33 protein-coding genes and 4 pseudogenes are annotated in these 26,590 nt (G+C 41.4%); 36 read left to right on the top strand and 1 reads right to left on the bottom strand.

Annotated features, from left to right (window positions below; translation table 11 throughout):
- Positions 1-6 precede the first annotated feature (6 nt).
- From ACTNC0_RS13120 to ACTNC0_RS13020, 21 genes and pseudogenes are all read left to right on the top strand, one after another.
- Positions 7-207: a hypothetical protein gene (locus ACTNC0_RS13120; RefSeq protein WP_441087717.1), complete on the top strand. Its 201-nt coding sequence runs from the start codon at positions 7-9 to the stop codon at positions 205-207.
- Positions 161-403 (top strand): alpha/beta fold hydrolase, encoded by a 243-nt coding sequence (locus ACTNC0_RS13115; RefSeq protein ID WP_441087716.1) that lies wholly within the window; start codon positions 161-163, stop codon positions 401-403. The genes ACTNC0_RS13120 and ACTNC0_RS13115 overlap by 47 nt, the downstream gene beginning before the upstream one ends.
- Positions 404-451: 48 nt before the next feature.
- Positions 452-1,207: a lysostaphin resistance A-like protein gene (locus tag ACTNC0_RS13110; RefSeq protein ID WP_441029870.1), complete on the top strand. Its 756-nt coding sequence runs from the start codon at positions 452-454 to the stop codon at positions 1,205-1,207.
- 481 nt (positions 1,208-1,688) lie between these two features.
- Entirely contained in the window at positions 1,689-2,288 is a 600-nt protein-coding gene (locus ACTNC0_RS13105) for a methyltransferase family protein (protein ID WP_154431779.1), read from the top strand.
- 171 nt (positions 2,289-2,459) lie between these two features.
- A complete protein-coding gene (locus tag ACTNC0_RS13100) occupies positions 2,460-2,657 on the top strand; it encodes a hypothetical protein (RefSeq protein ID WP_441018190.1) in 198 nt (65 codons plus the stop codon).
- Positions 2,658-2,676: 19 nt separating this feature from the next.
- Positions 2,677-3,321 (top strand): tyrosine-protein phosphatase, encoded by a 645-nt coding sequence (locus ACTNC0_RS13095; protein WP_441087715.1) that lies wholly within the window; start codon positions 2,677-2,679, stop codon positions 3,319-3,321.
- A gap of 41 nt (positions 3,322-3,362) precedes the next feature.
- Positions 3,363-3,878, top strand: a complete 516-nt coding sequence (locus tag ACTNC0_RS13090) for a GNAT family N-acetyltransferase (protein ID WP_427819996.1) — start codon at positions 3,363-3,365, stop codon at positions 3,876-3,878.
- A gap of 40 nt (positions 3,879-3,918) precedes the next feature.
- On the top strand, positions 3,919-4,104 hold the full coding sequence (locus tag ACTNC0_RS13085) for a hypothetical protein (RefSeq protein ID WP_441087714.1): 186 nt from the start codon (positions 3,919-3,921) through the stop codon (positions 4,102-4,104).
- Positions 4,105-4,156: 52 nt separating this feature from the next.
- Positions 4,157-5,224 carry a hypothetical protein gene (locus ACTNC0_RS13080; RefSeq protein ID WP_441087713.1) on the top strand — a complete coding sequence of 356 codons (1,068 nt, stop codon included), beginning with the start codon at positions 4,157-4,159 and terminating at the stop codon, positions 5,222-5,224.
- 103 nt (positions 5,225-5,327) lie between these two features.
- A complete protein-coding gene (locus tag ACTNC0_RS13075) occupies positions 5,328-6,518 on the top strand; it encodes an erythromycin esterase family protein (RefSeq protein WP_441087712.1) in 1,191 nt (396 codons plus the stop codon).
- 30 nt (positions 6,519-6,548) lie between these two features.
- Positions 6,549-6,854: a DUF1697 domain-containing protein gene (locus tag ACTNC0_RS13070; protein WP_441040516.1), complete on the top strand. Its 306-nt coding sequence runs from the start codon at positions 6,549-6,551 to the stop codon at positions 6,852-6,854.
- A 19-nt stretch (positions 6,855-6,873) separates the two neighbouring features.
- The gene (locus ACTNC0_RS13065) at positions 6,874-7,401 is read left to right on the top strand and encodes a GNAT family N-acetyltransferase (protein WP_441035254.1); all 528 of its coding nucleotides are present in this window, start codon (positions 6,874-6,876) and stop codon (positions 7,399-7,401) included.
- Positions 7,402-7,452: 51 nt separating this feature from the next.
- Positions 7,453-8,079 (top strand): annotated as a pseudogene (locus tag ACTNC0_RS13060) (ABC transporter permease); the annotation flags it as partial.
- Between the two features lie 408 nt (positions 8,080-8,487).
- Positions 8,488-9,525, top strand: coding sequence for a helix-turn-helix domain-containing protein (locus tag ACTNC0_RS13055; protein ID WP_441087711.1), 1,038 nt, complete (start codon positions 8,488-8,490; stop codon positions 9,523-9,525).
- A gap of 361 nt (positions 9,526-9,886) precedes the next feature.
- Positions 9,887-10,393: an HNH endonuclease family protein gene (locus tag ACTNC0_RS13050; RefSeq protein ID WP_441087710.1), complete on the top strand. Its 507-nt coding sequence runs from the start codon at positions 9,887-9,889 to the stop codon at positions 10,391-10,393.
- Between the two features lie 26 nt (positions 10,394-10,419).
- Positions 10,420-10,938, top strand: a pseudogene (locus ACTNC0_RS13045) (virulence RhuM family protein); the annotation flags it as partial.
- Between the two features lie 66 nt (positions 10,939-11,004).
- Positions 11,005-11,166: a hypothetical protein gene (locus ACTNC0_RS13040; RefSeq protein WP_441087726.1), complete on the top strand. Its 162-nt coding sequence runs from the start codon at positions 11,005-11,007 to the stop codon at positions 11,164-11,166.
- A gap of 106 nt (positions 11,167-11,272) precedes the next feature.
- Entirely contained in the window at positions 11,273-11,539 is a 267-nt protein-coding gene (locus ACTNC0_RS13035) for a type II toxin-antitoxin system Phd/YefM family antitoxin (RefSeq protein ID WP_441087709.1), read from the top strand.
- A gap of 4 nt (positions 11,540-11,543) precedes the next feature.
- Positions 11,544-11,858: a type II toxin-antitoxin system RelE/ParE family toxin gene (locus ACTNC0_RS13030; protein ID WP_441087708.1), complete on the top strand. Its 315-nt coding sequence runs from the start codon at positions 11,544-11,546 to the stop codon at positions 11,856-11,858.
- Positions 11,859-11,934: 76 nt separating this feature from the next.
- Positions 11,935-12,336: a PrgI family mobile element protein gene (locus tag ACTNC0_RS13025; protein WP_441087707.1), complete on the top strand. Its 402-nt coding sequence runs from the start codon at positions 11,935-11,937 to the stop codon at positions 12,334-12,336.
- 59 nt (positions 12,337-12,395) lie between these two features.
- Positions 12,396-12,539, top strand: coding sequence for a hypothetical protein (locus tag ACTNC0_RS13020; protein WP_441087706.1), 144 nt, complete (start codon positions 12,396-12,398; stop codon positions 12,537-12,539).
- 89 nt (positions 12,540-12,628) lie between these two features.
- On the opposite strand, the gene ACTNC0_RS13015 is transcribed toward ACTNC0_RS13020, so the two are convergent.
- Positions 12,629-13,972, bottom strand: a complete 1,344-nt coding sequence (locus tag ACTNC0_RS13015; protein ID WP_441087705.1) for an MATE family efflux transporter — start codon at positions 13,970-13,972, stop codon at positions 12,629-12,631.
- A gap of 219 nt (positions 13,973-14,191) precedes the next feature.
- On the opposite strand from ACTNC0_RS13015, the gene ACTNC0_RS13010 reads away from it, so the two are divergent.
- The 15 genes and pseudogenes from ACTNC0_RS13010 (at position 14,192) to ACTNC0_RS12940 (ending at position 26,214) form a co-directional block, all read left to right on the top strand.
- Entirely contained in the window at positions 14,192-14,650 is a 459-nt protein-coding gene (locus ACTNC0_RS13010; RefSeq protein WP_117677391.1) for an Lrp/AsnC family transcriptional regulator, read from the top strand.
- A 444-nt stretch (positions 14,651-15,094) separates the two neighbouring features.
- Positions 15,095-15,196 (top strand): annotated as a pseudogene (locus tag ACTNC0_RS13005) (GyrI-like domain-containing protein); the annotation flags it as partial.
- 46 nt (positions 15,197-15,242) lie between these two features.
- Positions 15,243-15,386 (top strand): annotated as a pseudogene (locus tag ACTNC0_RS13000) (two-component system response regulator); the annotation flags it as partial.
- A gap of 657 nt (positions 15,387-16,043) precedes the next feature.
- Entirely contained in the window at positions 16,044-16,568 is a 525-nt protein-coding gene (locus ACTNC0_RS12995; protein WP_441087704.1) for a GNAT family N-acetyltransferase, read from the top strand.
- A 33-nt stretch (positions 16,569-16,601) separates the two neighbouring features.
- On the top strand, positions 16,602-18,479 hold the full coding sequence (gene recQ, locus ACTNC0_RS12990) for a DNA helicase RecQ (RefSeq protein WP_441087703.1): 1,878 nt from the start codon (positions 16,602-16,604) through the stop codon (positions 18,477-18,479).
- Positions 18,476-18,616, top strand: coding sequence for a hypothetical protein (locus tag ACTNC0_RS12985; RefSeq protein ID WP_441087702.1), 141 nt, complete (start codon positions 18,476-18,478; stop codon positions 18,614-18,616). Before recQ ends, ACTNC0_RS12985 begins: the two co-directional genes overlap by 4 nt.
- A 10-nt stretch (positions 18,617-18,626) precedes the next feature.
- Positions 18,627-19,790 (top strand): serine hydrolase, encoded by a 1,164-nt coding sequence (locus ACTNC0_RS12980; protein WP_441087701.1) that lies wholly within the window; start codon positions 18,627-18,629, stop codon positions 19,788-19,790.
- Positions 19,791-20,005: 215 nt separating this feature from the next.
- Positions 20,006-21,796: a flavin reductase gene (locus tag ACTNC0_RS12975; RefSeq protein ID WP_441087699.1), complete on the top strand. Its 1,791-nt coding sequence runs from the start codon at positions 20,006-20,008 to the stop codon at positions 21,794-21,796.
- A 170-nt stretch (positions 21,797-21,966) separates the two neighbouring features.
- Positions 21,967-22,956 carry a guanosine polyphosphate pyrophosphohydrolase gene (locus tag ACTNC0_RS12970; RefSeq protein ID WP_118517026.1) on the top strand — a complete coding sequence of 330 codons (990 nt, stop codon included), beginning with the start codon at positions 21,967-21,969 and terminating at the stop codon, positions 22,954-22,956.
- A gap of 56 nt (positions 22,957-23,012) precedes the next feature.
- Positions 23,013-23,216 (top strand): hypothetical protein, encoded by a 204-nt coding sequence (locus ACTNC0_RS12965; RefSeq protein WP_441087697.1) that lies wholly within the window; start codon positions 23,013-23,015, stop codon positions 23,214-23,216.
- Between the two features lie 181 nt (positions 23,217-23,397).
- Positions 23,398-23,823 (top strand): GNAT family N-acetyltransferase, encoded by a 426-nt coding sequence (locus ACTNC0_RS12960; protein ID WP_441087696.1) that lies wholly within the window; start codon positions 23,398-23,400, stop codon positions 23,821-23,823.
- Between the two features lie 27 nt (positions 23,824-23,850).
- Positions 23,851-24,558, top strand: a complete 708-nt coding sequence (locus ACTNC0_RS12955; protein ID WP_441087695.1) for an SDR family oxidoreductase — start codon at positions 23,851-23,853, stop codon at positions 24,556-24,558.
- A gap of 184 nt (positions 24,559-24,742) precedes the next feature.
- Positions 24,743-25,429 carry an MBL fold metallo-hydrolase gene (locus ACTNC0_RS12950; RefSeq protein WP_441087694.1) on the top strand — a complete coding sequence of 229 codons (687 nt, stop codon included), beginning with the start codon at positions 24,743-24,745 and terminating at the stop codon, positions 25,427-25,429.
- A complete protein-coding gene (locus ACTNC0_RS12945; protein WP_020993711.1) occupies positions 25,426-25,782 on the top strand; it encodes a VOC family protein in 357 nt (118 codons plus the stop codon). Before ACTNC0_RS12950 ends, ACTNC0_RS12945 begins: the two co-directional genes overlap by 4 nt.
- 69 nt (positions 25,783-25,851) lie before the next feature.
- Entirely contained in the window at positions 25,852-26,214 is a 363-nt protein-coding gene (locus ACTNC0_RS12940; protein WP_008704887.1) for a YccF domain-containing protein, read from the top strand.
- Positions 26,215-26,590 lie beyond the last annotated feature (376 nt).

Raw genomic sequence — 26,590 nt, 5'->3', positions numbered from 1 at the left:
AAGCGAATGTGGAGTTACATAGCGGGGGGAGTATTCCTTGCCCTGGCAATGTATTTCATTGTCCAGGGGATACGATGCGGTGCGGCGGTGAGGGAAAGTAAAAATCGTCTTGCCGCTTACAATGCCCAGACGGCGGCATTAAGCTACGGCGAAATAACCTATGTCGATTCGGGTGAGGGCGAGGGACTTTGGGGAGTATCCGATTGAGGATTTACAGGTCCCCACGCTGATTTTCCACGCAAAGGACGATAAGCTGGCAAGCTACATCGAAACGGAGAGGGCGGTAGCAAGATTCCCAAATTGCACGTTCATTTCCTTTGAAAGTGGCGGGCATTTGCTGACAGGACACGCAGAGGAAATCAAAGAAGCGGTTTCCGATTTTGTGGAAGACAGATCGCATTGACAGAACTTCTTTTGGCACATTGCCGGGGAATGGGACAGGAGGCTCAAAATGAAAATGAAACGGAAAGACAGAATCGTACTGAAAACCGCCGGGGCAATGCTTGTGCTGCTGTTGTTCTTTTTCGCGCAAGGAGCAATCGTGGTGATCACGGGAATAGAGGGCATTCCCTCCGCGCTGATCAGGGGTGCTGTAATCTGGGGGCTTGTGATTATCACATTGGCGAATTCCATCATCCGATACAAAGGAATCTTAAAGCTGGGATTTCGCAGTGCGGAAAAAGGGGCAGCGAAGAGAATGCTCTATTTTTCGCCGCTTTTGCTCATTGCCCTTTCCCCTTTTACGGCGGGAATAAACTTTAACGGTGGTGCGGCATTGATTTTAGCAAACTTGTTTTTGACGCTTGGAATCGGTATGGCGGAGGAAATCTTCTTTCGGGGCATCATCTGCGGCCTGTGGTTGGAGCGCGGCGTGGGAAAGGCAATGATAATCTCATCTGTTCTATTCGGGTTCAGCCATCTCCTGAACATAGCTGGCGGTGCAGAATTGGGGGAAACAGTTCTCCAGATCTGCTTCGCTCTGGTCTACGGGATGGTATTTGCCCTGATTTTCGCTGAAAGCGGCAGTCTTCTCCCCTGCGTACTGCTCCACGCTCTGCATGACTTCTGTTCCTTCATCAGCGGGGAGGCTTCCGCTCAGTTTGAGATATTTCTGGGTGCGGTACAGTTTATCGTCTTGCTGGTCTATTTCCTCTATCTGTTCCGAATAACTGCTCGCAAAAGGGAACCGGCTATGAAAGGCAGGTGAAAACCGATGAAAAAGTATCAGGTCATGTACTATGCGGGAACTGCGATCAGCCTGCTGGTGGGGCTGTGGCACTTTACCGTGCCGTGGATGTTTGGCTGGGCTTCCTATATCCCCTATGAGACATTGGTGGTTCCCATCAATTATGTAAACCTGTGCTTTTCCTTTTTTGCTGTCTGGGCTGAGCCTTACCGTGATCCTGTGGGGCAAAAAGGTGTTTGCAGGAAACCCGGAGGCGTTCTATCTCTACGGCTTTTTGCTGGCCCTTTGGATTTTCCGGGTGGTTGTGGCGGCGATCTATCCCTGCCCGCCGGAATCAAATGTGTGGATGTCCTACGGGCAGCTGAGCGGCTCTGTTCTGGTATGTCTTCTGCTGCTTGTACCGTTTATCCGAGTGGCCTGCACAAGGAAGAATCAAAAAAAGTAACAGGTTGCCTTGCGCTTTGCTCATGGCTAAAACAAGATTCATTTGAGGAGTTGCATAATGAAATATCCGATGGAAGAACTTCTCCCTTATTCCCTGCTTGCCCTTTTTGTGCTGGCAGTGTTTTACGGCATATATTTTGCCAAGATGCTGGCGCAGAAGCGCCGCGGCATCCGGACGCGGCAAATCGGACAGCGGAAAGAAAAGTCCATTCACACAGTGGAACTACTGATGAGCATGGCCACGCTGGGCGTTGTGATTGCACAGCTTGTGTCCATAGCGTTAGGCTGGAGCTGCCTTGCGGCAAACGCTCGCTTTACCGGCTTTGGCACCGGGATGATCGGTGATCTGATCTTTCTCCTTTCCGTTCTCAGTATGAAGGATAGCTGGAGGGCGGGCATCCCGGATCAGGATCGCACAGAGCTGGTCACATCCGGCATCTATCGGTTCAGCCGCAATCCGGCCTTTCTCGGCTTTGACCTCATGTATATCGGTGTGATGCTGATGTACTGTAACTTGCTGACCGTGCCGCTTACGGTGTTTGCCATTGTGATGCTGCATTTACAAATTTTGCAGGAGGAACGGTATCTGGAGGAAACATTCGGCGCGGCGTACCGGGAATACAAGCGGCATACATTCCGCTATCTTGGGCGGCGATAAAGGATGGTGTATAACCATATTGATTGGACAGATTTTGTTGTAGAGTAAAGGCAACACCTCACAAAGCCGTCAGGCGGTCTTTGCGCAGTGGTGTCTTAAAAGAAAAAGGGAGTGAAAATTTATGCGTGACTTTATGATGGCGGCGCTGCCGCTGGTGGTGGCCGGGATCGCTTGGCTGTGTTCTTCGCCGGACTGGCAGAAAAGAAAAAGAAGCAGGAAAAGAAAAACGGCTATGAGGCCATGGGGATGAGCCTGGGGATGTGCTTCGGGGCCGCCGTTGGCACCATTTTCCCGGAGTACATCGGCGTCACCCTGTCTATGGGGATGCTCGTCGGACTGCTGGTCGGTATGTGCGTAAAAAAATTGTGAGGAGGATACCAATGAATTTTTGCCAAAAGGAGGATTGGAGGGCAGCCGTATGGGTTCTTTGCTGAAATCAACGAGGAATACGAGAGCGCTGCCCACGGGAACCTTGCGGTATATCAGAAGCGATTATCCGGGGTGCCTTTCGGATGAAGAAGTCAGCTGGCTGCGAAAAAATGGCGTTACTACAATCATTGACCTGCGAGATAAGACTGAATATGCAGAAAAGCCGTGCAGACTGGAGACGGAAAGCGGGTTTACCTACTATCATCTGCCTGTTACCGGGGGCGGAGCCGTACCAGAATCTCCGGATTCTGTTGCCGATGCTTATGTCAAGATGATAGATGGACAGATGGAGCGGATCATTTGTGCCATTGTGAAGGCGGAAAGCAATGTGCTGTACTTTTGCGGCGCGGGAAAAGACAGAACCGGCGTGGTTTCCGCGATCCTGCTGAAACAGCTCGGATTCAGCGACAGCGTGATCATCGAGGATTACATGAAAACGAAGGACAACCTGTTGGACTTCCTGAAAGCGTTCGCTGCGGAGCATCCGGAGGTAAACATTCATACCATTCTCCCAAGAGAGGAGAATATAAAAAAGGTTTTGGCTGCCCTTTCCCAAATCGAGGAGAAAGCGCAAAGCGTTTTTACCGGAGAAGCGGATATATAGAAACGAAATATCGGATCAAACCTGGAGGTATATAAGTGAGTATGGAGAAAAATGCACCGTTTATGATTACGCAGGCGCGGCCGGAGGACGCCGCCGCCCTGCTGGACTATTTGAAATGCGTCGGCGGAGAGACGGACAATCTCAGCTTCGGCCCGGAGGGCGTACCGCTGGATGTAGAGGCGGAAACGCAGTATCTGGCCGCGCAGGTCGCTTCAAAGGACAATGTGCAGTATCTTGCCTGGGCGGACGGTCAAATCATCGGAGATGCCAGTTTGAACCGCAAGCCGAGGCGCATGAGCCATCGGGGCGAGTTCGGGATCAGCGTGCGAAAAGCCTATTGGGGCTACGGGGCCGCCTCCGCGCTCATGGAAGCCGTTCTTGCGTTTGCTGTGGAAAACGGCTTTGAGCAGATCAATCTGGAGGTCCGAAGCGACAATCTCCGCGCCATCCGGCTCTATGAGAAGTTCGGCTTCCGCAAGCTGTGTACCTTCCCGGCCTTCTTTAAGCTGAACGGGCAGTACATTGACTTTGATCTGATGAACCGGGACATGCGCTAAGCAGTCATGAGTAAGATTTTTTGAAAGAGGAGAAAATGAAATGAAAAAAATATTGAATAAACTTTTCATCATAGCAAGTTTAGGTTTGATCGCAGCGGGTGTGATCTTTCTGCGCGTCAGCATTTTTGACAGAAATGAGACCACGACACCATTGGCAATCGCATTGGCGTGCATATTGCTGTCAAACCTTTTTAATGTGATTCGGATGAATATGGATAAGAAATAGCAACTTGATCATGTTCAATCAAACCAAATCTGAACCCTGAAAGGAAACCATTATGAAACAGCAAAAATTTTTCGTTATTGTTATGACCGTCTGTGCTCTCCTGCTATCTCTGGCCGGGTGCGCGTCTAGCTCCGCCTTTGACGGAAGCAGCGCAAAGAACGCGGATTCATACCACTTGGATGTCAAAATCATGAACGGCACGGACACCCACACCCTGGAACTGAAGCAGGGTGATACGCTCAAAATTTTATTCGAGACGGTGAAAGGGTCGCTGGAGATGAAGATTACGTCACCGGACGGAACATCGCTCTATCAGGGGGACGGAACCGTGAAGGAATTTACCGTGGAGGCTCCTGTGGACGGTCCCTACGCAATCGTCGTTGCGGGGCAGAATGCAAAGGGCAGGATCCACGTTGATGTGGAAAAAGTGCCTGCGAGTACGGAACCGGCGGAGACACCGGAGCCGTCGAATTCCACTGTGGAAGAAGAAATCCTTCCCGCTGAGGCTCCTACCAGGGAAACGACGGACACCTCCGTTTCCATCGCGCCACCGGTGCAGGAGCATAATAATCCGGATGCCGTGACAGCGGACGATCTGGTTGGCCCGTGGCATCTGGTGGAAGATGAAAAAGACAATGCCACCGCTATGGAGGCGATCCCCGGCGCTATGGAGTTCGGCAGCAGCATGGAGATCACAAGCAATGGCCATATCTCATGGTATATCGGAGCGGACGGCGGAACCGGTACATATTCGCTGAGTGGCGATATTCTCTCCTCCGACATGACCAATGACTTTGACCAAAGCTCCATGAAAATGGAGCTTACAGCTGAGAAAACGGATGACGGGACTTTTCTGTACACAGAATATAAGGGGCTCTTGCTTTGCTGGTTGCAGGGCGAGGGCGAAACAGGAAAGGGTGGAGACGATGAAGCTGAGTCGGGTTATCCGGGAGCGGATGTGGTAGAGCTTGTGAATCTCCGCGGCGACACGACAACGGTATATAAATTAGCGGACGGAACCTATATGGATCGCATTGAACGCCGTTTTACCTATAACGGTACGGATACCTGGATAGACGAGGACGGGGCGGAGTGGAAATTGTTAGTTTTGAAAATGTAAATACCACATATCCTGAACATACACATATTGAGCCGTGTGTGATATCAGGTGTCAGATTTTTCGAAATTATAAGCGTGAAAAGATGAGAGGAGTTGGTTGACGGATGAAAAAAGATCATGCAAAAAAGCGATATATTGGAAAGATAATCGTGGCGTTTCTATTTGGAGCTGCAATCATGGCATTCATAAGATATATATCTTATGGGGGCATGAACTCCGGAACACAGGTAAATAATGAAGAATTTCTGAAAGTTGCAGAGGAAATCGATGATATTGCGATACCGGAAAATGTAAAGATATTTGCTCTTGGAGAGGCGACCCACGGAAATAAAGAATTTCAGGAATTAAAGCTTGATATGTTTAGAAAAATGGTAGAGGAATATAACTGTAAGGCCTTTGCCTTAGAAGCAGATTATGGTGGATGCTTATTGGTAAATCAATATATACACGGTGAGGGGAAAAATACGGAAGATGATGCAGTGGAAGCACTTGCTTTTCATATTTACCAGACGGATGAAATGAGGGCATTGATTCGCTATATGGCAGATTATAATAAACAGGCAAAACCGGAAGAGATGTTAAGCTTTTATGGGTTTGATATGCAAAACTCCGACTTGGATCAAAAATGTGTAGATGAAGCATTTTCAGAACTTAAGATGCAGTATACCGATATGGAAGATGCTGCGGAAACTTTAAAGAATATACCAGGGATGGAAATGTATGCGCAGGCAGCGAGATGTTATCTGCAAAATCAGGAGCTTAGTAATGCGTCAAATGTAGATTATGCAAAAATAAGGGATCATTATATGGCTGAAAACATCGACTGGATTTATGAGCATGTTCAGAAAGCAAACGAATCTATGCTTATGATTTCGGGGCATAACGGACATGTGGCAAAGAAGAGTACATATACTACATTCATGGGTGAAGAACTGTTTGAAAAATATGGTAATGATTATTTTGTCATTGGCACAGATTTTTACAAAACAGAATGCAATTTGCCTGGAAAAAATGGAAAAAGAATTACGCGAAAATTTTATTCTGCTGATCCTTTGGCAAATACAGCGTATGCCCTTGGGATGGATATGACGTATCTTGATTTTGATAAACTGCAGAAATCAGAAAAAATCAAGGAAATTATCAATAAAAATATGCTGATGGGATCACTCGGAGAGGGTTATAGCTTTTTGAATAAGATCTTACCAAATAGCTATAGAATCAATGATGTCCCAGCAGAATTATATGACGGAATGATTATTGTGATAAATGCGACACCAACAGATATAAAGCATTAATGAAAAAATATGGAGGGAGGAAATGATGATATGATACAGAAAAGATTTGGCTTGGATATTCCGGTTTTTGTTATTTTGCAGGAAAAGTTAGAAGATATATTAAGCAAGGCTCCCGATTGGTGGGGAACATCTGACAAAGATATATACGATAATCTAATTTTTGTGATGTCTCCTGCTACCGCTGAAATCATTGCGGAGAAAATTGGAGAACCGACAAAAGAATTGGAACAGATATGTATTTGTGATAACACTATTTTTTGGTCTTTCGACAGGAATAAATATTGTGGATTTGGTAAATCCCGAAAAATTATTTTTTATAGGGAACAGAAACTTTGAATTTTACGGAGGAATAAAAATGATACTTGAGACAGATAGACTCATTTTAAGAAAATATGTTGAGGATGATTTTGATGCACTTTTTGAGATAGTATCTGATATAGAAACTATGCAACATTATCCAGCACCATTCGATGAAGATAAAACAAGGAATTGGATTATTTGGAATTTGGATAATTATAAAAAGTATGGTTTTGGACTTTGGGCAGTTGTATTGAAGGAAACGGGTGAGTTTATCGGAGATTGTGGAATTACTATACAGGATATTGATGGAGAAATGCTTCCGGAAATAGGCTACCATATTCATAAAAAATATTGGAGAAAAGGATTTGCTAAAGAAGCTGCCGGAGCAGTACGAGATTGGGTATTTCTTAATACGCAATACGACACAATTTATTCTTACATGAAATATACAAATATAGGCTCTTATTCTACTGCTATAGCGAATGGAATGCAAAAGGTAAAGGAATATCCTGACCCTAAAAATATTATTTCTTATGCCTATGCTATCACGCGTGAAGAGTGGAAAAAAATGAAAGAAGAGTGAACTGATTTCACTCGAAAATTTCAGTCTTGCGGAGAGATTGAAAGCAACAGATCCTTTGTAAGCGCGGACACTTATCTTGTCATTCCGGAAGGTGTATACCGTTCCATGAATCCGAGGGGAACAGCCTATGGCTATCTGTGGGTGGACTGTGATAAAAAAGATGTTGCATCTGTGGAACAGAGTCTGAATACTTTGATTTCTAATACTTCGCATATAAAAATGGATACCTATCATGCACAGTTACAATCTACAGAATTCACAGCTCGCATGATGAAGCTTGGCTGTTATCTGTTTATGGCGGTTGTAGGACTCATCGGTTTTATGAATATGGCAAACACCATAATCATGAATATTACGACAAAAAAGCAGGAATATGGTGTATTACAGGCTATGGGTATGACAAATAAACAATTAAATTTATGTCTGCAGTTACAGGGAATGATGTTTACGGTTGGTACCATATGCGTAGCTTTGATCATTGGTCTGCCGCTCGGCTATGCACTTTTTTCCTATGCAAAACATAATGGAATATTTGGAATGAATATCTATCATGTTCCAATCGTACCAATTTTTATTATGATTTTTTTGGTCGGTCTGTTGCAGATTGTACTTTCCTGCGTTTTAAGCAGTAATCTGAAAAAGGAAACGCTGGTAGAAAGAATAAGGTATCAGGGATAGCAAGTAATATGTAATGAACTAGGTCTTAACGAAGAGGAGAAATAGATAACTTCCATTTTGTATGTATGATAAATCTAAACAGTATTTTAGCAACATTTCCTGAGTGGGGGCAGAAAGTGCCCCCACTTTCACTATTTGGGGGCGAAAAGCGCCACCATATATCATAAATGATGGGTTCAAGGGAAAAATCCCTTGCTAGAACAGCATTTGGATGGAGACATCTCTAATGCGTATCTAGCCGTCAACCTAAGAAGTATCAAGGCAGCCAAAACAGCAGATTAATCATGCAACATTTCCTACTGGTTAATTAAATTGAATAGAAATTAAACACTGTTCAATTGAGCAATCTATATGAATCTGATATGCTGAGTATACAAAAGCTTTTGAATTTTTTAGGAGATGAAGCAAATGGATATAGGCGTTGTTATAAAAAAATATAGAAAAGAAGCTGGTATGACGCAGGAGGAGATGGCAAACAGATTAGGCGTGACGACACCGGCTGTAAACAAATGGGAGAATAGTAATTCCAAGCCGGATATTGAACTGCTGGCACCAATTGCAAGACTGCTTGATATTTCACTTGATACATTACTTTCTTTTCATGAAAAACTTTCAGATACTGAAATCGAAGAAATTATCAGGAAGATGGACAGGATGTTTTCAGAAGAAGGCTATGAAAAGACTTATGAATGGGCATTGAGACTTATAAAGGAATATCCGAATTGTAACATGCTTATCTGGCAGACTGCGGTAATGCTTGATGCAAGAAGAATAACGGATAAATGCACGAATCAGGAAAAATATGATAAGCAGATTAACGCATGGTATGAGCTGGCACTACATGATGAGAATGAAGAGATACAGCATCATGCAGCAGATTCCTTATTTGGATTTTATTTACGTAAGAAGGATTACACCAAGGCAGAAAAATATCTGGACTATTTTTCAGAATACGATCCTATGAAAAGTTATTATCAGGGAAGATTACTCCAGAAGCAGGGAAAAATCAAAGAAGCATATGAAAAATATGAAAATATTATTTTTTCCGGCTTTAGTACACTTAATTTTGTTCTTTCCACAATGGCGGGACTGGCATTGCGGGAAAATGATATCGATTATGCGAGATTTTTGTCAGGGAAGGTACAGGCAGTTGCACATACATTGGAAATGGGAAAATATAATGAGTATTCGCCAATGCTTGATATTGTATGTGCAGGGAAAGATGTAGAGGGAACATATAAGGTGGTAAAACATCTTCTTGATAATGTGGGTACTATGTATGATTTTAGAAAGTCCGGTTTATATAAGCATATGAAGTTCAGAGATATTGATGAAGCTATATTAGATGGTGTAAAAGAAAAACTTCTTGAAGGATTCAGAAATGAGGAAGAATTCGGCTACATGGCAGGATATGAACCGTGGGAGAAATTAATTTTTGACAGATAAGTTTTTTGAAAACTGTCGTTTGGTAAAATCTATTCCATTTTTAAAAGCCTTGCGATAAAATATGTTCTGTGAGACGGTAGTATTGATGTCAAGAAAATAAAATCAAGTGCCAGAAAGCGGCGTATTTCCGGGAATTTTTCGGAGATTTGGATTTGAAGCCAGACTTCTGAAAAAGCTCGGTTTTCTTGTATGGGAACATATCTACTTTTTAGCTTGAACGGAGAAAATGTGGATGGCCGGAAAATTGTGGTAGGGTTTAGGCTGTGGATTAGATGTCATAAGTTCTGGCACTTTAAAACCTACCCAAATTTATATGCCATACAGTCTGCACCGTGGTACGTTTGAGTTTAAGACTGTCGATATGACACAGCTGGAGCCATATATCCAGAATCCGAATCGTAATGCAGTGCGTATGCTTCTGAAGACGCTTGCGTATGAACATCAGGATGATCTGCTTCCGGCTAAGTGGGAGATAGAGCATATCTTTCCACAAAAGTGGCAGACGAATTATTTTCCGGATGAGCCAGACGCAATCATCAAAGAAAAAATTGAGCATATAGGTAACAAGCTCCCATTTGAAAAGAAGCTGAACATTGTCGCTGGTAATGGATATTTTGGCAAGAAGAAAAAAGAGTATACAGCTTCCAAAATTGTAATTACTAAGGCAATGGGAACTTCTGATGTAATGGATTGGAATCTGGAATCCATCACGAAACGTGATATTCGCGTATCTGATGAGGTTGTCAAAATCATGAACAGATGGAATAACGAATATTTAAACATTCCGATCAGCGAGGGTAAGATGGGCGAACCTTCTGAGAAAGAATTAGCTCAAATCGAGAAATTTAAAAAGAATGGCTGGATCTAGTGATATGAAGAAGGGAGGCATTCTATTTGGCAAAGAAAAAGGATGAAATCACCATCCGCTCAAGCGCAGCGGAATACCTGACCTATGTTGCCTCTGTGGGTGCTCAGCAGGACAGCATAGAGATGCGCTACGAGGATGAGAATATATGGCTGACGCAGAAGATGATGGCCACCTTGTATGATGTGGATGTTCGGACCATAAACTATCATGTCAAAAAAATATTTAGTGATAGTGAGTTGCAGGAGGATGCAGTTATCCGAAAATTTCGGATAACTGCCGCAGATGGAAAAAGCTACAGCACAAATCACTACTCCCTGGAGATGATCATTGCCGTAGGTTTCAAGGTAAATTCCGAGCGTGCCGTACAGTTTCGTAAATGGGTAAACCAGATCGCAAAGGATTACACCATCAAGGGCTGGGTGATGGATGATGAGCGGCTAAAACGCGGAACGTATCTGACAGAAAAGTATTTCGATGAGCAGTTAGAGCGCATCCGTGAGATCCGTGCGAGTGAAAGAAAATTTTATCAGAAGATCACCGACCTATCAGATATAAGAGAGAGAAGGATGAAATTGAAGCAAAGTATGTAGCTGAACAGAACACAGGATGTTATGGAAAGAAAGCAATTGAGAGGAAAAGATATGTTTGATTTCGTGACAGCCGTTGAAGACTGCGGATTTTTTGAGAGTATCCCGCTATGGGCGGTCACGCTGATAGGCGGATTGTTTATTACGGTGCTGTCAAAATGGCAGACCGTGTTGTATGAGAAATGATGGGCTTGTAAATATAAATTTTTCTATATCTGTTGACTTTGTTGTATGAAATGAATATAATATGGTTAGAATATTACTATCCCAACTGTTTTAAGGAGGTGCAAATATGAATATTCGTCCATCAGCAGCAATCCGTCAGAACTACAACGAGATTGCAGATATGTGTCGTAAAACGGCAGAGCCGATATTCCTTACAAAGAATGGTGAAGGAGATTTGGTTGTTATGGATATTGAAACTTATAACCGTCGGGAAAAAATGCTGAAGCTAAGAGAAGAACTGCTTGCTGTCGAAGAAGACAGAATAGCAGGAAGAAACGGCTGTACTCTTAATGAGCTCGATGCTTACCTTGACGACGTAATCGCAGAGGTATAAGCCTATGTCAGATAAAAAATATAAAGTTATTGTTTCCGACAGGGCAAAGCGTATGTTGGGAACACATATTCGCTTTATGGCACAGGTTAATAAAGATACTGCCAAAGCGAAAAAGAAAGAGCTTATGGAAGCAATGCGTTCTTTAGAACGTATGCCGCAGCGTTTTCCGTTTTTTGAAGAAGCGTATATACCGACGAATAAATATCATAAGATGTTTGTTGCAAAGTGGTATCTCGTTCTTTATCAAATCCAAGATGATAAGGTTTATGTGGATTATATTCTTGACTGCCGTAAAGATTACAGTTGGCTTATCCGTTAAAACAGAATATCAAATACACAAATCGTCACTTTACAGTAGGTGGCGATTTTTTTGTACTCAAAAGGAGGTGCTATGATTGGAAGTCAAGATAAATAAGGAAATCCGTAATTATACGAAGAGTATGTTTTTTGGACTGCCCCTCAGACAATTCATTTTTTCCGTCCTTGCCTGTGGTGTGGCGGTGGGTTTGTATTTTCTTCTCCGTCCACGGTTTGGAACGGAAACGCTCAGTTGGGTGTGTATCTTAGGTGCGTTCCCTTTTGCGGCTATGGGCTTTATCAAATACAACGGTAAGATTATGAATAAATTTTGTGAGCAGTTCGGACTTACTCCTTCTGCGAGAAGCAGAATTGTTGCAGACACAGCCGAGGACAAGGAAAACGATGAGGTGGAACTTCTCTCCTGGCAGGATGAAATTATCTGCACATTATTCGGTACGGTTACCATTCTTTCCTCACTAGCACAGGACGAGAGCTGATCCATTTCAGAGAACTGCACATAGGGAATCCGCAGAAGGTTTGAGACAGGTAGCACAAAATGAGTACAAAGCGTTTTCTTGGCTGCGATACGGATGAAACGGGGAAGCTGGTAATCAACAGGACACAGGAGCCAATTGTGGTTCGGCTGTATCAGGAATTCCTGGACGGAAAAACAACCGATTACATCATGAGGATTTTATAGCAGTGAACGGAACAGAGATTGAATGTAAAAATGAAGAGGAGTAAGAAAAAGATGCCGATTGGGAGTAGTGATTCCTGATCGGCTTTAAGCTATCGGGATTGCACCTCTTTATCAGTCGGCCATGATCTCCGAAGAGCCACATAGGATATTAAAAAGTTTGCAAACCAACCTGCTGGTACAGCAAGCCAGACAAATACAATGCCAAAACGCGGTGCACAAATCAAAGCAACCGACAGACGGATCGCCAGATTCACTATATTTGCAATAAGGAACGGGCGCATGATTCCAAGACCACGAAGAACCCCATCGGTTGCCATTTTGATTCCCATAAAGATGAAGAAGTAACCGAGCCATCTCATATAACCCTCGGATACCTGATAAGCCAGGGCAGTTCCATCTTTACCAAGGAATAGCGAGGAAATCTGACTATGCAATGTTTCAATGACTATAAAAGCAAGAACTGCAAAACATACATCTAACACCAGTGCAGCGTGATATCCTTTTTTGATCCGTTCAATTTTCTTTGCACCAAGATTCTGGGAAACATATGGGGAAACCGCATTGCCAATGGATACAAAAATCAATGAAAAAACATTCTCTACCCGCATCGTCGCCGCATACCCCGCAAGTGCCTGTGTACCGAAAGGATTTACAACAGCCTGTACGATCATCATACCGATGGACACTGTAGACTGCTGAAGAACCGAAGGTACAGCAATTTGAAGCATGGAATATAACTCCTGCCTGTCAAACCAATCAAAGCGACTTTTATATCGACGCATCCGGCTAAGGAAAAGAAAAAGTGAAAACACCGCAGAAATCCCCTGTGCTATAAGAGTTGCAAGGGCTGCACCAAACACACCGAGACCAAGTCCGGCCACCATCCAAAGATCCATAAAAATATTTAAGATTGACGAGAATATCAAGAGTCCCAGTGGGATTTTTGATTCACCAATGGAAGTGAACATGTTGGAAAGAATGTTATACATAAACAGAAACGGAAAGCCCACAAAATAGACCCGCAGATATAACACTGCATCATTCAGTATATCGCCAGGGGTTTGTAATACCCTCATCATCGAGTGGGAAAAGCAAAAGCCAAAAACACCAAGGACTATGCTTAGAATTAAAAAACTAAACAAGGACGTTGACACGATGGTTTTCATTTTTCCATACTCCCTAGCACCGAAATAGCGGCTCACGAGTACACCGGCACCGACACCTGCCCCCAGTGCCACACAAATGAAAACATTGGTTAGCGCTGCGCAGGCCCCGACAGCTGCAAGTGCAGAGGAGCCAACAAATTGGCCGACGATGATAGAGTCAGCCATATTGTATATTTGCTGAAAAAAACTGCCCAAAATCATTGGCATTGCAAAAACAGTCAACGCTTTAAGAGGCGTATCTGTGATCAAATATTCATCTTTTGACATTATCATATTCCTCCACAGCCTTTATAATTTCACTTATTCTTATCTTCACCGGAATTTATTTCCATGTATTCAAAATGCAAGTTTTAAATTACGTTACGAAATAATTATATGCAGTTACAGCTGCTAAGTCAAGCCAGCGTTTACTTTCAGCAACATAAATGATATGATATTTAAGAAAAATTACTATCCGGAGGATATTATTTTACAGGAGGGATACTTATGTACCTGAACGGTTTAGATGAACTGGATCAGAAGATCATTCAGTTGCTTATAGAAAATGCACGTATTTCTTACTCTGATATCGGTAAAGAAACCGGTATTTCCAGAGTGGCAGTAAAAGCCCGGATTCAGGCTCTGGAGAAAAAAGGCATAATTGAAGAATATACAACTATAATAAACCCTCAAAAGATCAGCGGTGCTGTTTCATGCTATTTTGAAATCGAGACAAAACCAGACCATCTGTCGCAGGTGACAGATATATTACATAATAATGATACCGTCACGCAGATTTACCGTGTCACAGGAAGAGACAAGCTGCATGTACATGCCGTTGCTTCATCAAGTGATGAAATGGAACACTTCCTGCACACAGTCATTGATACACTTCCTGGCGTTATCAGCTGCAGCTGCAATACGATCTTATCACGTATTAAAGATATTAAAGGATTACGACTATAGAAGCCTGCAGATTTAAAAAGCTGCCCGCATGTAGTGGATCGAGTAAAAAAGGTACGAGAGTTTAGATTGAATTGTCCAAGTCCGTATACGAATCATTATGCAGATAAGCTGACATATCCAGTTAGGCTTAGGTACTATAGTGAAGAAATAAATAATCCTGATTTAGCGTTGTCTAAAGTGTCTTCTCAAAAAAATCGCACAGACAGCACAGGCGATTACATCTGCCTGTATCGTGCGACCTGCGGTGCTGTTCCCGCATCTCCGTTTCACTACGGTCGGTGCAAAACGTGTGCCACTGGCACACTGCACCCTTCAAATATTCGGAATCCGCTGATTTACTGCGTAAATCGCTACTTCCTCATATTTGGCGGGTCCCAAGTTCAAAAGCTTTATCGTGCAAGCACGAACAGCTTTTTGACCTTTTGACCCTGGTATCATGATATTAACAAAGATAGATTGCACCACGAGATTTATATGTCTGATGCAAGAAAGGCTGCCTCAGAGAAATGGAAAACTGTAATTAGACATCCGATTAAGAAAGCGTAAGATCGAAATTTGTAGGAATCATTCTCCTTGTTATATGGTGTATTTTATGATGAATATTAAAACAGCAACGGAGATGATGCTGAGACAACTGGTAAAATTAACAGATGCTTATCCTTTGACAGAGGCAGATATTGCTTTGATTACAACTGCTTCTTCCCTTCATGATATTGGTAAGATTCGTATTCCGGAAGCAAAAGAAGTCGGAGTTACCGCATTTGTGGAAAAACCTATCTTCATGTCAGAATTAAGGAAAGTTCTGACGAAGCCTATGGACATAAAAGAGGAAACAACGCAGCAAACAGAAAGAGAGAATCGTTATTCTGGTAAAAAGGTTCTTCTTGTGGAGGATAATGAACTGAACCGTGAAATCGCCATAGCTCTGTTGGAAGAAATCGGAATAATAGTAGACTCCGTGGAAGATGGAACAGATGTTGTTGAACGGATGAATGAAGTGGAGGATGACAGCAAATGCTTTTCAGGAGGATGCAGAAAAGTGTATTGCTGTTGGAATGAATGCACATCTGGCAAAACCTTTGGATATTGAGAAGATGAAGCAGACTATCTGTAAACAGGTAAGAGATGCAAAAATAAAAAATAGAATATAGGATAGACGTATAAAAATGGAGCATATTAGTTTATGCTCTGTTTTTTGATTTCGATAATGAAGAATCATGAGTTGCATAAATCCTGTGAATCGCAAAGCGTGTTACTGGGCGAGTGAACAGTAACCAAATAATTTCCACATATCTTAAATACGCATTGAGAAATTGCAACAGCTACAGTATAATAAAATGAACTGCACAGTAACATGTCAGTACAGAGGAAAATCAAATTATGGAGTAGAAAAATGAAGGAATGTATCAACGAAACAATTATGGAAAAGTATGAATTCCGTAATATCAGACCAGAGGAGACAGATCAGGTGGTCAGGATTGAGCAGATCTGTTTTCCGCCAAATGAAGCATGCTCAGAAAAAGATATGAAAGAACGTGTTTTACAGATACCGGATCTTTTTCTGGTGGCTGTGGATAAGAAAACCAAAGAAGTGGCAGGATTTCTGAATGGTCTTGCTACAGATGAAGATACTTTTCGGGATGAATTTTTTACAGACAGTACATTAAATGACCCGGAAGGAAAGAATATCATGCTCCTAGGACTGGATGTTCTGCCACAGCACCGAGGTCAGGGACTTGCCAGGGAGCTGATGTTTCAATACCTGAACAGAGAAAAGAAAAAAGGTAGAAAGACTGTTTTCCTTACCTGTCTGGAAGAGAAAGTAGATATGTACAGAAAGATGGGATTTAAAGATCTGGGAATTTCCGCATCTGTGTGGGGCGGTGAGGAATGGCATGATATGTCATACACGTTATAAAAAACAATTAACTGAATGGAAGGTGACAAAAAAGTGAAAGCACTTGAAACACTAAAAACTTATTTTGGATATGCCACATTCAGAGAAGGGCAGGAGAAAATTGTAGAGGCCATCCTGGCGAACAGAGATGTCCTTGCAATTATGCCAACAGGAGCAGGTAAATCCGTCTGTTATCAGATTCCGGCACTGATGCTTCCGGGCATCACGCTTGTGATTTCACCGCTGATCTCATTGATGCAGGATCAGGTAAAGGCGCTAAACGATGCAGGAATTCATGCGGCATTTATCAATTCTTCGCTTACAGAAAACCAGATTAGTAAAGCTTTGTATCTTGCAGCTGGTGGAAGATATAAAATTATCTATGTGGCTCCGGAGCGCCTGGAGAACTATGAATTTCTGGAGTTTGCCAGAAATGTAGAGATTTCCATGGTGACGGTGGATGAAGCACATTGTATTTCTCAGTGGGGGCAGGACTTCCGGCCCAGCTATCTGAAAATCGTTGAGTTCGTAAAAAATCTTCCCAAACGACCTATCGTCAGTGCTTTTACCGCAACAGCGACAGAAGAAGTAAAGAATGATATTCTCTGCACACTGAGCCTCGCAGATCCTGAAGTGGTGATCACAGGATTTGATAGAAAGAATTTATATTACAGTGTTGAAAACATCCGCAGAAAAGACGGATTCATCATGGAGTACATAGAGAAACATCCAACAGAAAGTGGAATCATCTATTGCGCTACAAGAAAAAATGTGGACAATCTGTTTGAAATGCTTTTTAAAAGAGGAGTTCCTGTCACCAGATATCATGCTGGGCTTACCAATGAAACCAGGAAGAAGAATCAGGATGATTTTATTTATGACAGAACCCCTGTTATCATTGCGACGAATGCTTTCGGAATGGGAATTGACAAATCTAATGTGCGTTATGTGATTCATTACAATATGCCTCAGAGCATGGAGAATTATTACCAGGAAGCAGGCCGTGCAGGCCGTGACGGAGAGAATTCGCAGTGTATTCTGCTTTTTTCATTGCAGGATGTCATGATTGACAGAATGCTCCTGGATAATAAAGATTTTTCTGATGTAGATGAGGAAGATGAGTGTCTGATCAGACAGAGGGATATACGCCGGCTTCAGACGATGGAAGGGTATTGCAAGACAACCGGATGTCTGAGAAATTATATTCTGAAATATTTCGGAGAAAAGACTTCTGGCCCTTGCGATAACTGTGGAAATTGTCACAGAGAGTATCACGAAGTGGACATGACAGCAGAGGCAAAGTGGGTGGTTAATTGTGTCGCAGAGACCAGGGGACGCTATGGATTGACAATAGTTCTCGGAACATTGATGGGGGCTAAAAGAGCCAGATTACGGGAACTTAGAACGGATCAATATAAATCTTATGGTGCTTTGAGCGGGCATAGCGAAGCAGAACTCAGGACACTGATCAGCCAGATGACAGAAAGGGGTTATCTGTATCAGACACAGGAGAAATACAGTGTATTGAAACTTGGCGATATTACTCCGCTGAAAGATGAAAATACCCGCGTGATTATGCGTACATATGAAGAAAAAGAACCAGATAAAAAGAAAAAAGTACAGAAACCAGTACGAAAACGAAGCACAGATGCACTTACTTCTGCAGGCTACGATTTGTTTGAAGTACTGCGAAAATTGCGATTGGAAATTGCAAAAGAGGAATCCATGCCACCGTATATTATTTTCAGTGATAAAACATTAATTGATATGTGTGTGAAAAAGCCTTCTGATGAAGAAGAGATGTTGAACGTTTCAGGAGTGGGAGCAAATAAATTGAAAAAATACGGGCAGAGATTTTTAGAAGAAATTCAGAAATTTTGCACGGAGTGTCCAGGAGTCACTTTGAGTATGACTGAAGAAGGAGAAGAGTGAAGAAACATGAAAAAAACGGCACAAAAGAAGAAACAGATTTTTATCGGTTTGCTTATGGCAATTTGTTTTTTGTTGATATCGGTACAGGTCCAGGCCGCGACAAAAAGCAAAATTTCCATAAAAGTAAACGGAACTGAAAGCGCAACATTGGAAAAAAACAGAAGTATATGGAGTATTACGACAGGAGAAGAAGAAAAAGATAAGCAGATACTGTCCTCTAAAGTAGTATATCTGAAAATCCCAAAGGGAAAAGAATTAGTGACAGGATATTATGCTTTTAATTCAAAAGGTGTTATGGATACCAGAAGGATATTCCACTCTTTGGATACAAAAATCGGCGAAGTACGTTTTAAAGGAACCTATTATTTTGGTGAAGCAAATGGAAGATTATGGTTCAATAAACCTGGCTGGACACAGGTGGGAAACAAGAAATATTATTTTTCAAAAACCGGAAAAATGTACACAAACAGATGGGTCAGTGGATATTATCTCAAAGAAAATGGACAGATCGCGAAAAATATGCAGACACCGGATGGATACTATGTGGACTGTGACGGACACAAATGTAAAAAAGAAGAGATGTCATTAAGCAGTCTGAAGAAACAGCTGGAAGCAATGATTCAGGGATATAGTGGAGAATGGTCTGTTTATGTTAAGGATTTGAAAACGGATGATATTATCTCTATCAATGATAAATCCATGAAACCGGCAAGCGTAATCAAGCTGTTTACAATGGCAGCAACTTATGACAGTATAAGAAATGGAAGAATCAAAAAAGATGGGAATGTCAACAGCCTGTTGAATGATATGATTACAGTTAGTGATAACGAGTCATATAATGAACTGGTAAGAAGAAACAGTTCATACAGAAGCTTTACTGATGGATGTAGTGTGATTAATAAATATCTGAGAAAAGTTGGATGTACAAGGACAGGATGTCACAGCAGTCTTCATCCTTCCAGTTCTTCTTTTACATGGGATGGACAGTCTAATATGGCTTCAGCAAAAGACGCAGGACTGATTCTGGAAAAAATTTATAAAGGTGAATGCGTATCAGCAAAATATTCAAAGGAAATGCTGAATCTGTTATTGAGACAGACCAGAAGATGGAAAATCCCGGCAGGACTTCCGGCGGGAGTGAAATGTGCAAATAAAACAGGAGAAAATGACAGCTGCCAGAATGACGTGGCGATTGTCTATGGAAAAAAGACTACATATGTTGTATGTATTTTCTCACAGACTTATGAAAGTAATGGAATAAGTGGAATCAGAGCGCTTTCTTCAAAAATTTACAGAGCATTGGACAGTTAATCAAAAAATAGCAGTTACTTAATATTCGCTGTACTAGATATATATCGAGACAGTAAAGCCGGTAAAATAGCGGCTTTACTGTTTTTTTTGAAAAAATTTACCAATTTGTACTTGAAAATTGGATCAAAATAGTATAGAATAAAACTAGAAACAAAGAAATGGATATTATAAAGATTTACAGAGCAAAATATATTATAAAAAAGTGAGGGCGTACGATGAAGATTACAGATACGATCAAGTATGTAGGTGTTAATGACCATCAGGTAGATTTATTCGAAGGACAGTATGCAGTACCGAATGGAATGGCATACAATTCCTATGTGATTCTCGATGAAAAAGTGGCAGTTATGGATACTGTAGATGCTAATTTTAAACATGAATGGCTGGACAATCTGGAGCAGGTACTGGATGGACGTAAACCGGATTATCTGATCGTTCAGCACATGGAACCGGATCACGCTGCAAATGTAGCAAATTTCCTGGAAGCATATCCTGGCACAACAGTAGTTGCCAATGCGAAAACATTTGTGATGATCAAGAATTTCTTCGGGTTAGATCTGGAAGGTCAGAAGCTGGAAGTAGAGAATGGTTCTACACTCAGCCTTGGAAACCATAACCTTACCTTTGTATTTGCGCCGATGGTACACTGGCCGGAAGTAATGGTAACCTATGACAGTACTGATAAAGTTCTGTTTTCCGCAGATGGATTTGGTAAATTCGGTGCGCTGGATGTAGAAGAAGACTGGGATGACGAAGCGAGAAGATATTTTATCGGTATCGTTGGTAAATATGGAGCACAGGTACAGAGACTTCTGAAAGTGGCATCAACTCTGGATATTCAGGTAGTCTGTCCATTACACGGTCCTGTACTGACTGAGAATCTGGGACATTATATCGGACTTTATGATACATGGTCTTCCTACATACCTGAGGAAGAAGGAATCGTAGTTGCCTATACTTCTGTATATGGACATACGAAAGATGCAGTTAATCAGTTTGTCCAGAAATTAAAAAGTAAAGGCTGCCCGAAAGTGGTTGTCTATGACCTTGCAAGAGATGATATGTCCCAGGCACTCAGCGATGCTTTCCGCTACAGTAAACTGGTGCTTGCAACAACTACCTATAATGCTGGAATCTATCCGTTTATGAATGACTTTATCACACGTCTGGTAGAGCATAATTTCCAGAACCGCACAGTAGGTCTGATTGAAAACGGTTCCTGGGCACCTTTGGCTGCAAAAGTAATGAAAGGTATGCTTTCCGAATGCAAAAAGATTAACTGGCTGGATACTACAGTGAAGATTATGTCTGCGGTAAATCAGGAAAACAGAGATCAGATGGAGGCAATGGCTTCTGAACTCTGCCAGGAATATATTGCAAAGAATGACGAACTGGCAAATAAGAATGATATGACTGCGTTATTCCGTATTGGATATGGATTATATGTGGTGACATCTAATGATGGAAAGAAAGATAACGGGCTGATCGTAAATACTGTTACCCAGCTGACAGATTCACCTTTCAGGGTTGCAGTTAACATCAATAAGACGAATTATTCCCATCATGTCATCAAACAGACAGGTGTGCTGAATGTAAACTGTCTCTCTGTAGAAGCACCATTTTCAGTATTTGAGCAGTTTGGATTCCAGAGTGGAAGAAGTGCGGATAAATTTGCCGGACAGAAAGTAAACCGTTCTGACAACGGTCTGGTATTTCTTGATAAATACATTAACGCATTTATGTCCTTGAAAGTAGAACAGTATGTAGATCTTGGAACACATGGAATGTTCATCTGCAGCGTAACAGAGGCCAGAGTAGTCAGTGATCAGGAGACAATGAGCTATACTTACTATCAGAAGAACGTAAAACCAAAACCAGAGACAGAAGGCAAGAAAGGCTTTGTATGTAAAGTCTGCGGATATATCTACGAAGGCGACGAACTTCCGGAAGATTACATCTGCCCACTGTGCAAACATGGCGCAGTGGATTTCGAGCCGATTGGGTGATGTTAAGGAAAATAACGGAAATGATAGAAAACAGGCGGTGTAAAAACCGTCTGTTTTTGTATCAATGGAGATAATAAGTTGATATTTCAACTTGATAAACCGTGTTAAAATAGAAGAAAAATAAAATTTACAGAAATAACATTGTGAACAGGAAGGTAGGGTGAATACATATGATAACATTAAATGATTACTTATATTCCGGAGATACCGTATTAAAAATATTGCAGAATTATATAGAAGATCTGCGAAAAGATGCAAAGAAAAATCATAATGAAATTGATCTGATCCACTGTAACTTCCTGATCCAGATCAAGGAATTACTGGAACATAACGATTTCCTCACAGCCCAGTCACAGAAAATCAGAGAGTTTTATAAATATATGACAAAAGAGTATCCATTTCTGGCATTCACAGTAAAAGGAAGAATTAAATCATTGATTCGTGCTGAGGAGAAATTTAACGGGTATATAGTAGAGTATATTTATGACTATTACAGCAAACACGGAACTTATCCTCCAATTGCAGAGCTGAAGAACCGTTTAAGCTGCTTTCGGGACCTGATTGCTTATCGTATCGTGATCTCCCTGCCGAAATGCCACCTGGCGCCGGGACAGGACAGAGGTACAGAAGAATTGAAATATTTGTATGATATTGCAAATAAACTTCCGGGATTTCTTGAAGAAAGAGGCTTCACCGCAGAACCGGCGAACGGAGTAAAGTTAAGCCATTCCCCGTTACTGGATGACGTCGCGAAACCATATTACAGAGACTATATTTCAGAGAAAAAAGAGTCCGACTACCAGTCCTTACATATCACATTTTATGATAACAGCTCCCGCTCTTTCCTTGAAGTGCAGATCCGGACAAAAGATATGGATGATGTGGCAGAAATCGGCACGGCAAACCATCTGGGATATGAAAAGAAACAGGAAAGCGAACGCGCAAGAAGAGACGCAATCCCGCAGGGAGAGAGCGTCTGTTTCGACGAAGCCTACGAAAGAGGAATGCGCCTGTTAAACCTGGATCTCACACAGTTGGATGTGAATATGTTTGCAGCAGTAAGTAATAGTTTGATTAACGACGGGTGCGGGTTATACAGAGGTCGTCTGATTTTACCGTATGAACATCTGTCCAGATTTCAGAATGATCTGATTGACTGATGAGGGAGGCCTTTGTGCGAGGACGATATATGGATTACTGATAGTGAAGTATTGGGTTGAAGATAATTGAGGAAGACCTGGACTTCGGTTGTGAAGAGCGACCGAAAGGCATGCCAGTCATGGCAATAGTGACGCTTATGAATTCTTCAGGAGAAGAAATAAGGATAAAAGCAGAGGATGCCATGCTCTATGAATGCAACATCAATGAAGGGGACAAGGTTTGCTTTGATGTGAATAACAAGTTGGAAAAAGTAAAATAGAAATTATAGAAGAACCAGAGAATATATTTGGATAAAGAAAACTAATGGCTTTGACTGTTATCAGTCTGCACCATTGTTTTTTATCGCCTGGGTATAAAGGATGGACGGAGATCAAAAAGTACGGTTAAATCAGTATTAAAAATGATGCCCTGAAATCGGGAGTGGATGGAGAACGTTTGTTATGATCAGAAAGATGAAGAATATAAATATTAATAGAGTTGCTGACATATGGCTAAAGACCAATCTGAAAGCACATTATTTTATTCCTGAGCAATACTGGACAAGTAATTATGAATTAGTGAAGGAAATGTTGTTGCAAGCGGAAGTCTATGTGTATGAAGATAATAAAATGATTCAGGGATTTGTAGGACTAAGTAACGAATATATTGAAGGTATTTTTGTTTCTGATGAAATGCAGTCATCTGGTATAGGTAAACTTTTATTAGATTATATCAAGAATAAAAAAGTTAGATTACGATTAAATGTATATCAGAAAAATACCAGAGCTCTCTCTTTTTACCAAAGAGAAGGGTTCGATATCCAATGCGAAGGATTCGATGGTGCTACTGGTGAAAAAGAATACACAATGTTGTGGCAGCAGAAATAGAAAGCAGTTTTTGGGGGAGAATTTTATATGGAGTTCAAAAATAAAGTAGTGATTGTGACGGGAGGCGCGCAGGGCATTGGAAAGACTATTGCAGAGGAATTTCAGAAGCAGGGGGCTCTTATCTGCAGCATTGATAAGCAACTCGGAGTTTACTTTACCGGTGATCTTGCACAGCAGGATACATTAGAGAAATTTGCTCAAAAGGTGATTACCGAATATGGTCATGTGGATTATCTTATCAATAACGCATTACCGTTGATGAAAGGAATTGACAACTGCTCTTATGAAGAATTCAATTATGCATTAAAAGTAGGTGTTGCAGCACCATTTTATCTGACCAAACTATTTCAGCCATATTTTTCTGAAGGAGCTGCCATTGTCAATATTTCATCTTCCCGTGACCGCATGAGTCAGCCTCAAACAGAAAGTTACACCGCAGCAAAAGGCGGAATTTCAGCATTAACTCATGCGTTGGCAGTCAGCCTTGCAGGAAGAGTACGAGTCAATTCAATCTCTCCGGGATGGATAGATACTGACTTTACCGAATATACAGGAGCAGATGCAGTGCAGCAGCCGGTTCATCGTGTGGGAAATCCCATGGATATTGCCAATATGGTACTGTTTCTTTGCTCTGAAAAAGCAGGCTTTATCACAGGTGAAAACATCTGCATTGACGGTGGTATGACAAAACAAATGATTTATCATGGTGATTGTGGGTGGAGATTTGACATCTAACAGGGAGTAACCACTAAAGGTTTGCTTGCTAAGATAAAAGAATAATTCCATTGACGTAAAATTTATATATACAATGCCTCAGTTTTGGGATAGAATATCATTACTAAAAAATGTGCAGATGAACGGAAATAAAGCCGGTATAGGATTTTGCTATCCCGTACCAGCGATTTATACAGGAGATATCATGAAAATTACTTACATTAATCATAGTGGATTTTTAGTTGAGACTAGAGACTGTTACTATATTTTTGATTATTACGAGGGTGAATTACCGCACCTTGACAAGGAAAAAGAAGTAATTGTTTTTTGCAGCCACTTCCATGAGGATCATTTTAACCCACAAATCTTTGGGCTTCTTGATGATATGGGGATGACTTATCAGGCAGTCTTGGCGAATGATATACGAAAAAGAAATCATTTATCGGATATGAAGATCACATATGTTTATCATGATCAAACTTATAATCTGGATCATGATACCAGAGTCGATACATTGCTGTCTAACGATAGTGGTGTCGCATTTATTGTCAAAACAAAGGAAGGTACTATTTATCATGCCGGTGACTTAAACGACTGGTATTGGGATGGTGAGCCGAAAGCTGACAACCAGAGACTTACTTCAGCATATCGTGCGGAGATCAGGAAAATTAAGGGTATGCATTTTGACGCTACATTTGTTCCCTTAGATCCGAGACAGGGAGATCACTATGCCGACGGGATCCTGTATTTCCTTAAAAATGTAGATTGCAATGTCATTTTTCCAATGCATTACTGGAATGATGCCAATGTAATTAAGCGGTTTATTACTGAATATCCGCAATATAAGTCACGTATTAGAAACACAGAATATACAAAAGGAGAAGAACTATGAAATTTAAGATGATTCACGAAAACTACAATGTATCAGACCTGGACCGATCTATTAAATTTTACAACGAGGCCCTTGATCTGCACGAAGTGAGAAGAAAGACTACAGATGATTTTATTATTGTGTATCTGAGCAACGATGTAAGTGATTTTGAGTTGGAACTTACCTGGCTTAAAGATCATCCACAGCCGTATAATCTGGGTGAATGCGAATTCCACCTGGCATTTAAGGCAGAGGATTATGAGGCAGCGCACAAGAAGCACGAAGAGATGGGGTGCATTTGCTTCGAAAATGAAGCGATGGGAATCTATTTCATTGTAGATCCAGATGGATACTGGCTTGAGATTCTGCCGTAAAGCTGGTTGAGAAATCGTAGAAATCATGTTGATCAGATGTTCAGAGGACTTTAAGGGGGATGTGTTATCATGAGAACTATAGGTAATATCCTTTGGTTTATATTTGGAGGATTGCTGGGTGGACTGGCATGGGTTTTTGCAGGATGCATATGGTGTATTACAATTATTGGAATTCCGGTAGGCCTGCAATGCTTTAAATTTGCAACTTTGGCATTCTGGCCGTTTGGAAAAGAAATCGTGTATGGAAATGGTATGTTTTCATTCTTGGTAAATCTCATATGGATTGTATTTTTTGGCTGGGAAATGGCGCTTGGAAATCTGATAGTTGGTTGTATATGGTGTATTACGATAGTTGGAATTCCGTTTGGAAAGCAGTTTTTCAAGATGGCAAGACTTTCTTTCATGCCATTTGGTGCCAGTGTGATAGGGTAGAATACAAAAATTTAAGGAGTCATTTGAGAGAATGATTCAAATGCTATTGGGAATCATAAGTAAAGTTATTAATACATAATAAGAAAAAACAATAGTATTTGTAAGGCGTCAGTGGAGTATTCTACTGGCGTTTTTATTTAACATATTGGATTTACGAAGAATGCCTATCAAAGCGAAAAATTGTTAGAACAAGCTGAAATTCCAGAATCTTATTTATGACAAGTGTATTACAAGCACTTGCTGCAAAGCAGATTGAAGTAGGAACAAGAAAACAGCAGAGCCACGAACAGAAGAGTGGAAGAAAGCATTATGAATTTTCCTTATAATTATATGTATTTCGAAGAATTGCTTCCGGAAAGTTTTCCCACCGAATTAT

The organism is Blautia sp. HCP3S3_B11 (assembly GCF_052064435.1).
Lineage (GTDB): Bacteria > Bacillota > Clostridia > Lachnospirales > Lachnospiraceae > Blautia_A.
The sequence above is the reverse complement of the archived record's forward strand: the minus strand, read 5'-3'. Positions and strand labels throughout refer to the sequence as shown.

Bases quoted from the DNA above. Each gene is read 5' to 3' on its own strand.
- ACTNC0_RS13120 (WP_441087717.1), top strand. From the start codon at position 7: ATGTGGAGTTACATAGCGGGGGGAGTATTCCTTGCCCTGGCAATGTAT.
- ACTNC0_RS13115 (WP_441087716.1), top strand. From the start codon at position 161: ATGTCGATTCGGGTGAGGGCGAGGGACTTTGGGGAGTATCCGATTGAG.
- ACTNC0_RS13110 (WP_441029870.1), top strand. From the start codon at position 452: ATGAAAATGAAACGGAAAGACAGAATCGTACTGAAAACCGCCGGGGCA.
- ACTNC0_RS13105 (WP_154431779.1), top strand. From the start codon at position 1,689: ATGAAATATCCGATGGAAGAACTTCTCCCTTATTCCCTGCTTGCCCTT.
- ACTNC0_RS13090 (WP_427819996.1), top strand. From the start codon at position 3,363: ATGGAGAAAAATGCACCGTTTATGATTACGCAGGCGCGGCCGGAGGAC.
- ACTNC0_RS13085 (WP_441087714.1), top strand. From the start codon at position 3,919: ATGAAAAAAATATTGAATAAACTTTTCATCATAGCAAGTTTAGGTTTG.
- ACTNC0_RS13080 (WP_441087713.1), top strand. From the start codon at position 4,157: ATGAAACAGCAAAAATTTTTCGTTATTGTTATGACCGTCTGTGCTCTC.
- ACTNC0_RS13075 (WP_441087712.1), top strand. From the start codon at position 5,328: ATGAAAAAAGATCATGCAAAAAAGCGATATATTGGAAAGATAATCGTG.
- ACTNC0_RS13070 (WP_441040516.1), top strand. From the start codon at position 6,549: ATGATACAGAAAAGATTTGGCTTGGATATTCCGGTTTTTGTTATTTTG.
- ACTNC0_RS13065 (WP_441035254.1), top strand. From the start codon at position 6,874: ATGATACTTGAGACAGATAGACTCATTTTAAGAAAATATGTTGAGGAT.
- ACTNC0_RS13055 (WP_441087711.1), top strand. From the start codon at position 8,488: ATGGATATAGGCGTTGTTATAAAAAAATATAGAAAAGAAGCTGGTATG.
- ACTNC0_RS13050 (WP_441087710.1), top strand. From the start codon at position 9,887: ATGACACAGCTGGAGCCATATATCCAGAATCCGAATCGTAATGCAGTG.
- ACTNC0_RS13040 (WP_441087726.1), top strand. From the start codon at position 11,005: ATGGAAAGAAAGCAATTGAGAGGAAAAGATATGTTTGATTTCGTGACA.
- ACTNC0_RS13035 (WP_441087709.1), top strand. From the start codon at position 11,273: ATGAATATTCGTCCATCAGCAGCAATCCGTCAGAACTACAACGAGATT.
- ACTNC0_RS13030 (WP_441087708.1), top strand. From the start codon at position 11,544: ATGTCAGATAAAAAATATAAAGTTATTGTTTCCGACAGGGCAAAGCGT.
- ACTNC0_RS13020 (WP_441087706.1), top strand. From the start codon at position 12,396: ATGAGTACAAAGCGTTTTCTTGGCTGCGATACGGATGAAACGGGGAAG.
- ACTNC0_RS13015 (WP_441087705.1), bottom strand. From the start codon at position 13,972: ATGTCAAAAGATGAATATTTGATCACAGATACGCCTCTTAAAGCGTTG.
- ACTNC0_RS13010 (WP_117677391.1), top strand. From the start codon at position 14,192: ATGTACCTGAACGGTTTAGATGAACTGGATCAGAAGATCATTCAGTTG.
- ACTNC0_RS12995 (WP_441087704.1), top strand. From the start codon at position 16,044: ATGAAGGAATGTATCAACGAAACAATTATGGAAAAGTATGAATTCCGT.
- ACTNC0_RS12975 (WP_441087699.1), top strand. From the start codon at position 20,006: ATGAAGATTACAGATACGATCAAGTATGTAGGTGTTAATGACCATCAG.
- ACTNC0_RS12970 (WP_118517026.1), top strand. From the start codon at position 21,967: ATGATAACATTAAATGATTACTTATATTCCGGAGATACCGTATTAAAA.
- ACTNC0_RS12960 (WP_441087696.1), top strand. From the start codon at position 23,398: ATGATCAGAAAGATGAAGAATATAAATATTAATAGAGTTGCTGACATA.
- ACTNC0_RS12955 (WP_441087695.1), top strand. From the start codon at position 23,851: ATGGAGTTCAAAAATAAAGTAGTGATTGTGACGGGAGGCGCGCAGGGC.
- ACTNC0_RS12950 (WP_441087694.1), top strand. From the start codon at position 24,743: ATGAAAATTACTTACATTAATCATAGTGGATTTTTAGTTGAGACTAGA.
- ACTNC0_RS12945 (WP_020993711.1), top strand. From the start codon at position 25,426: ATGAAATTTAAGATGATTCACGAAAACTACAATGTATCAGACCTGGAC.
- ACTNC0_RS12940 (WP_008704887.1), top strand. From the start codon at position 25,852: ATGAGAACTATAGGTAATATCCTTTGGTTTATATTTGGAGGATTGCTG.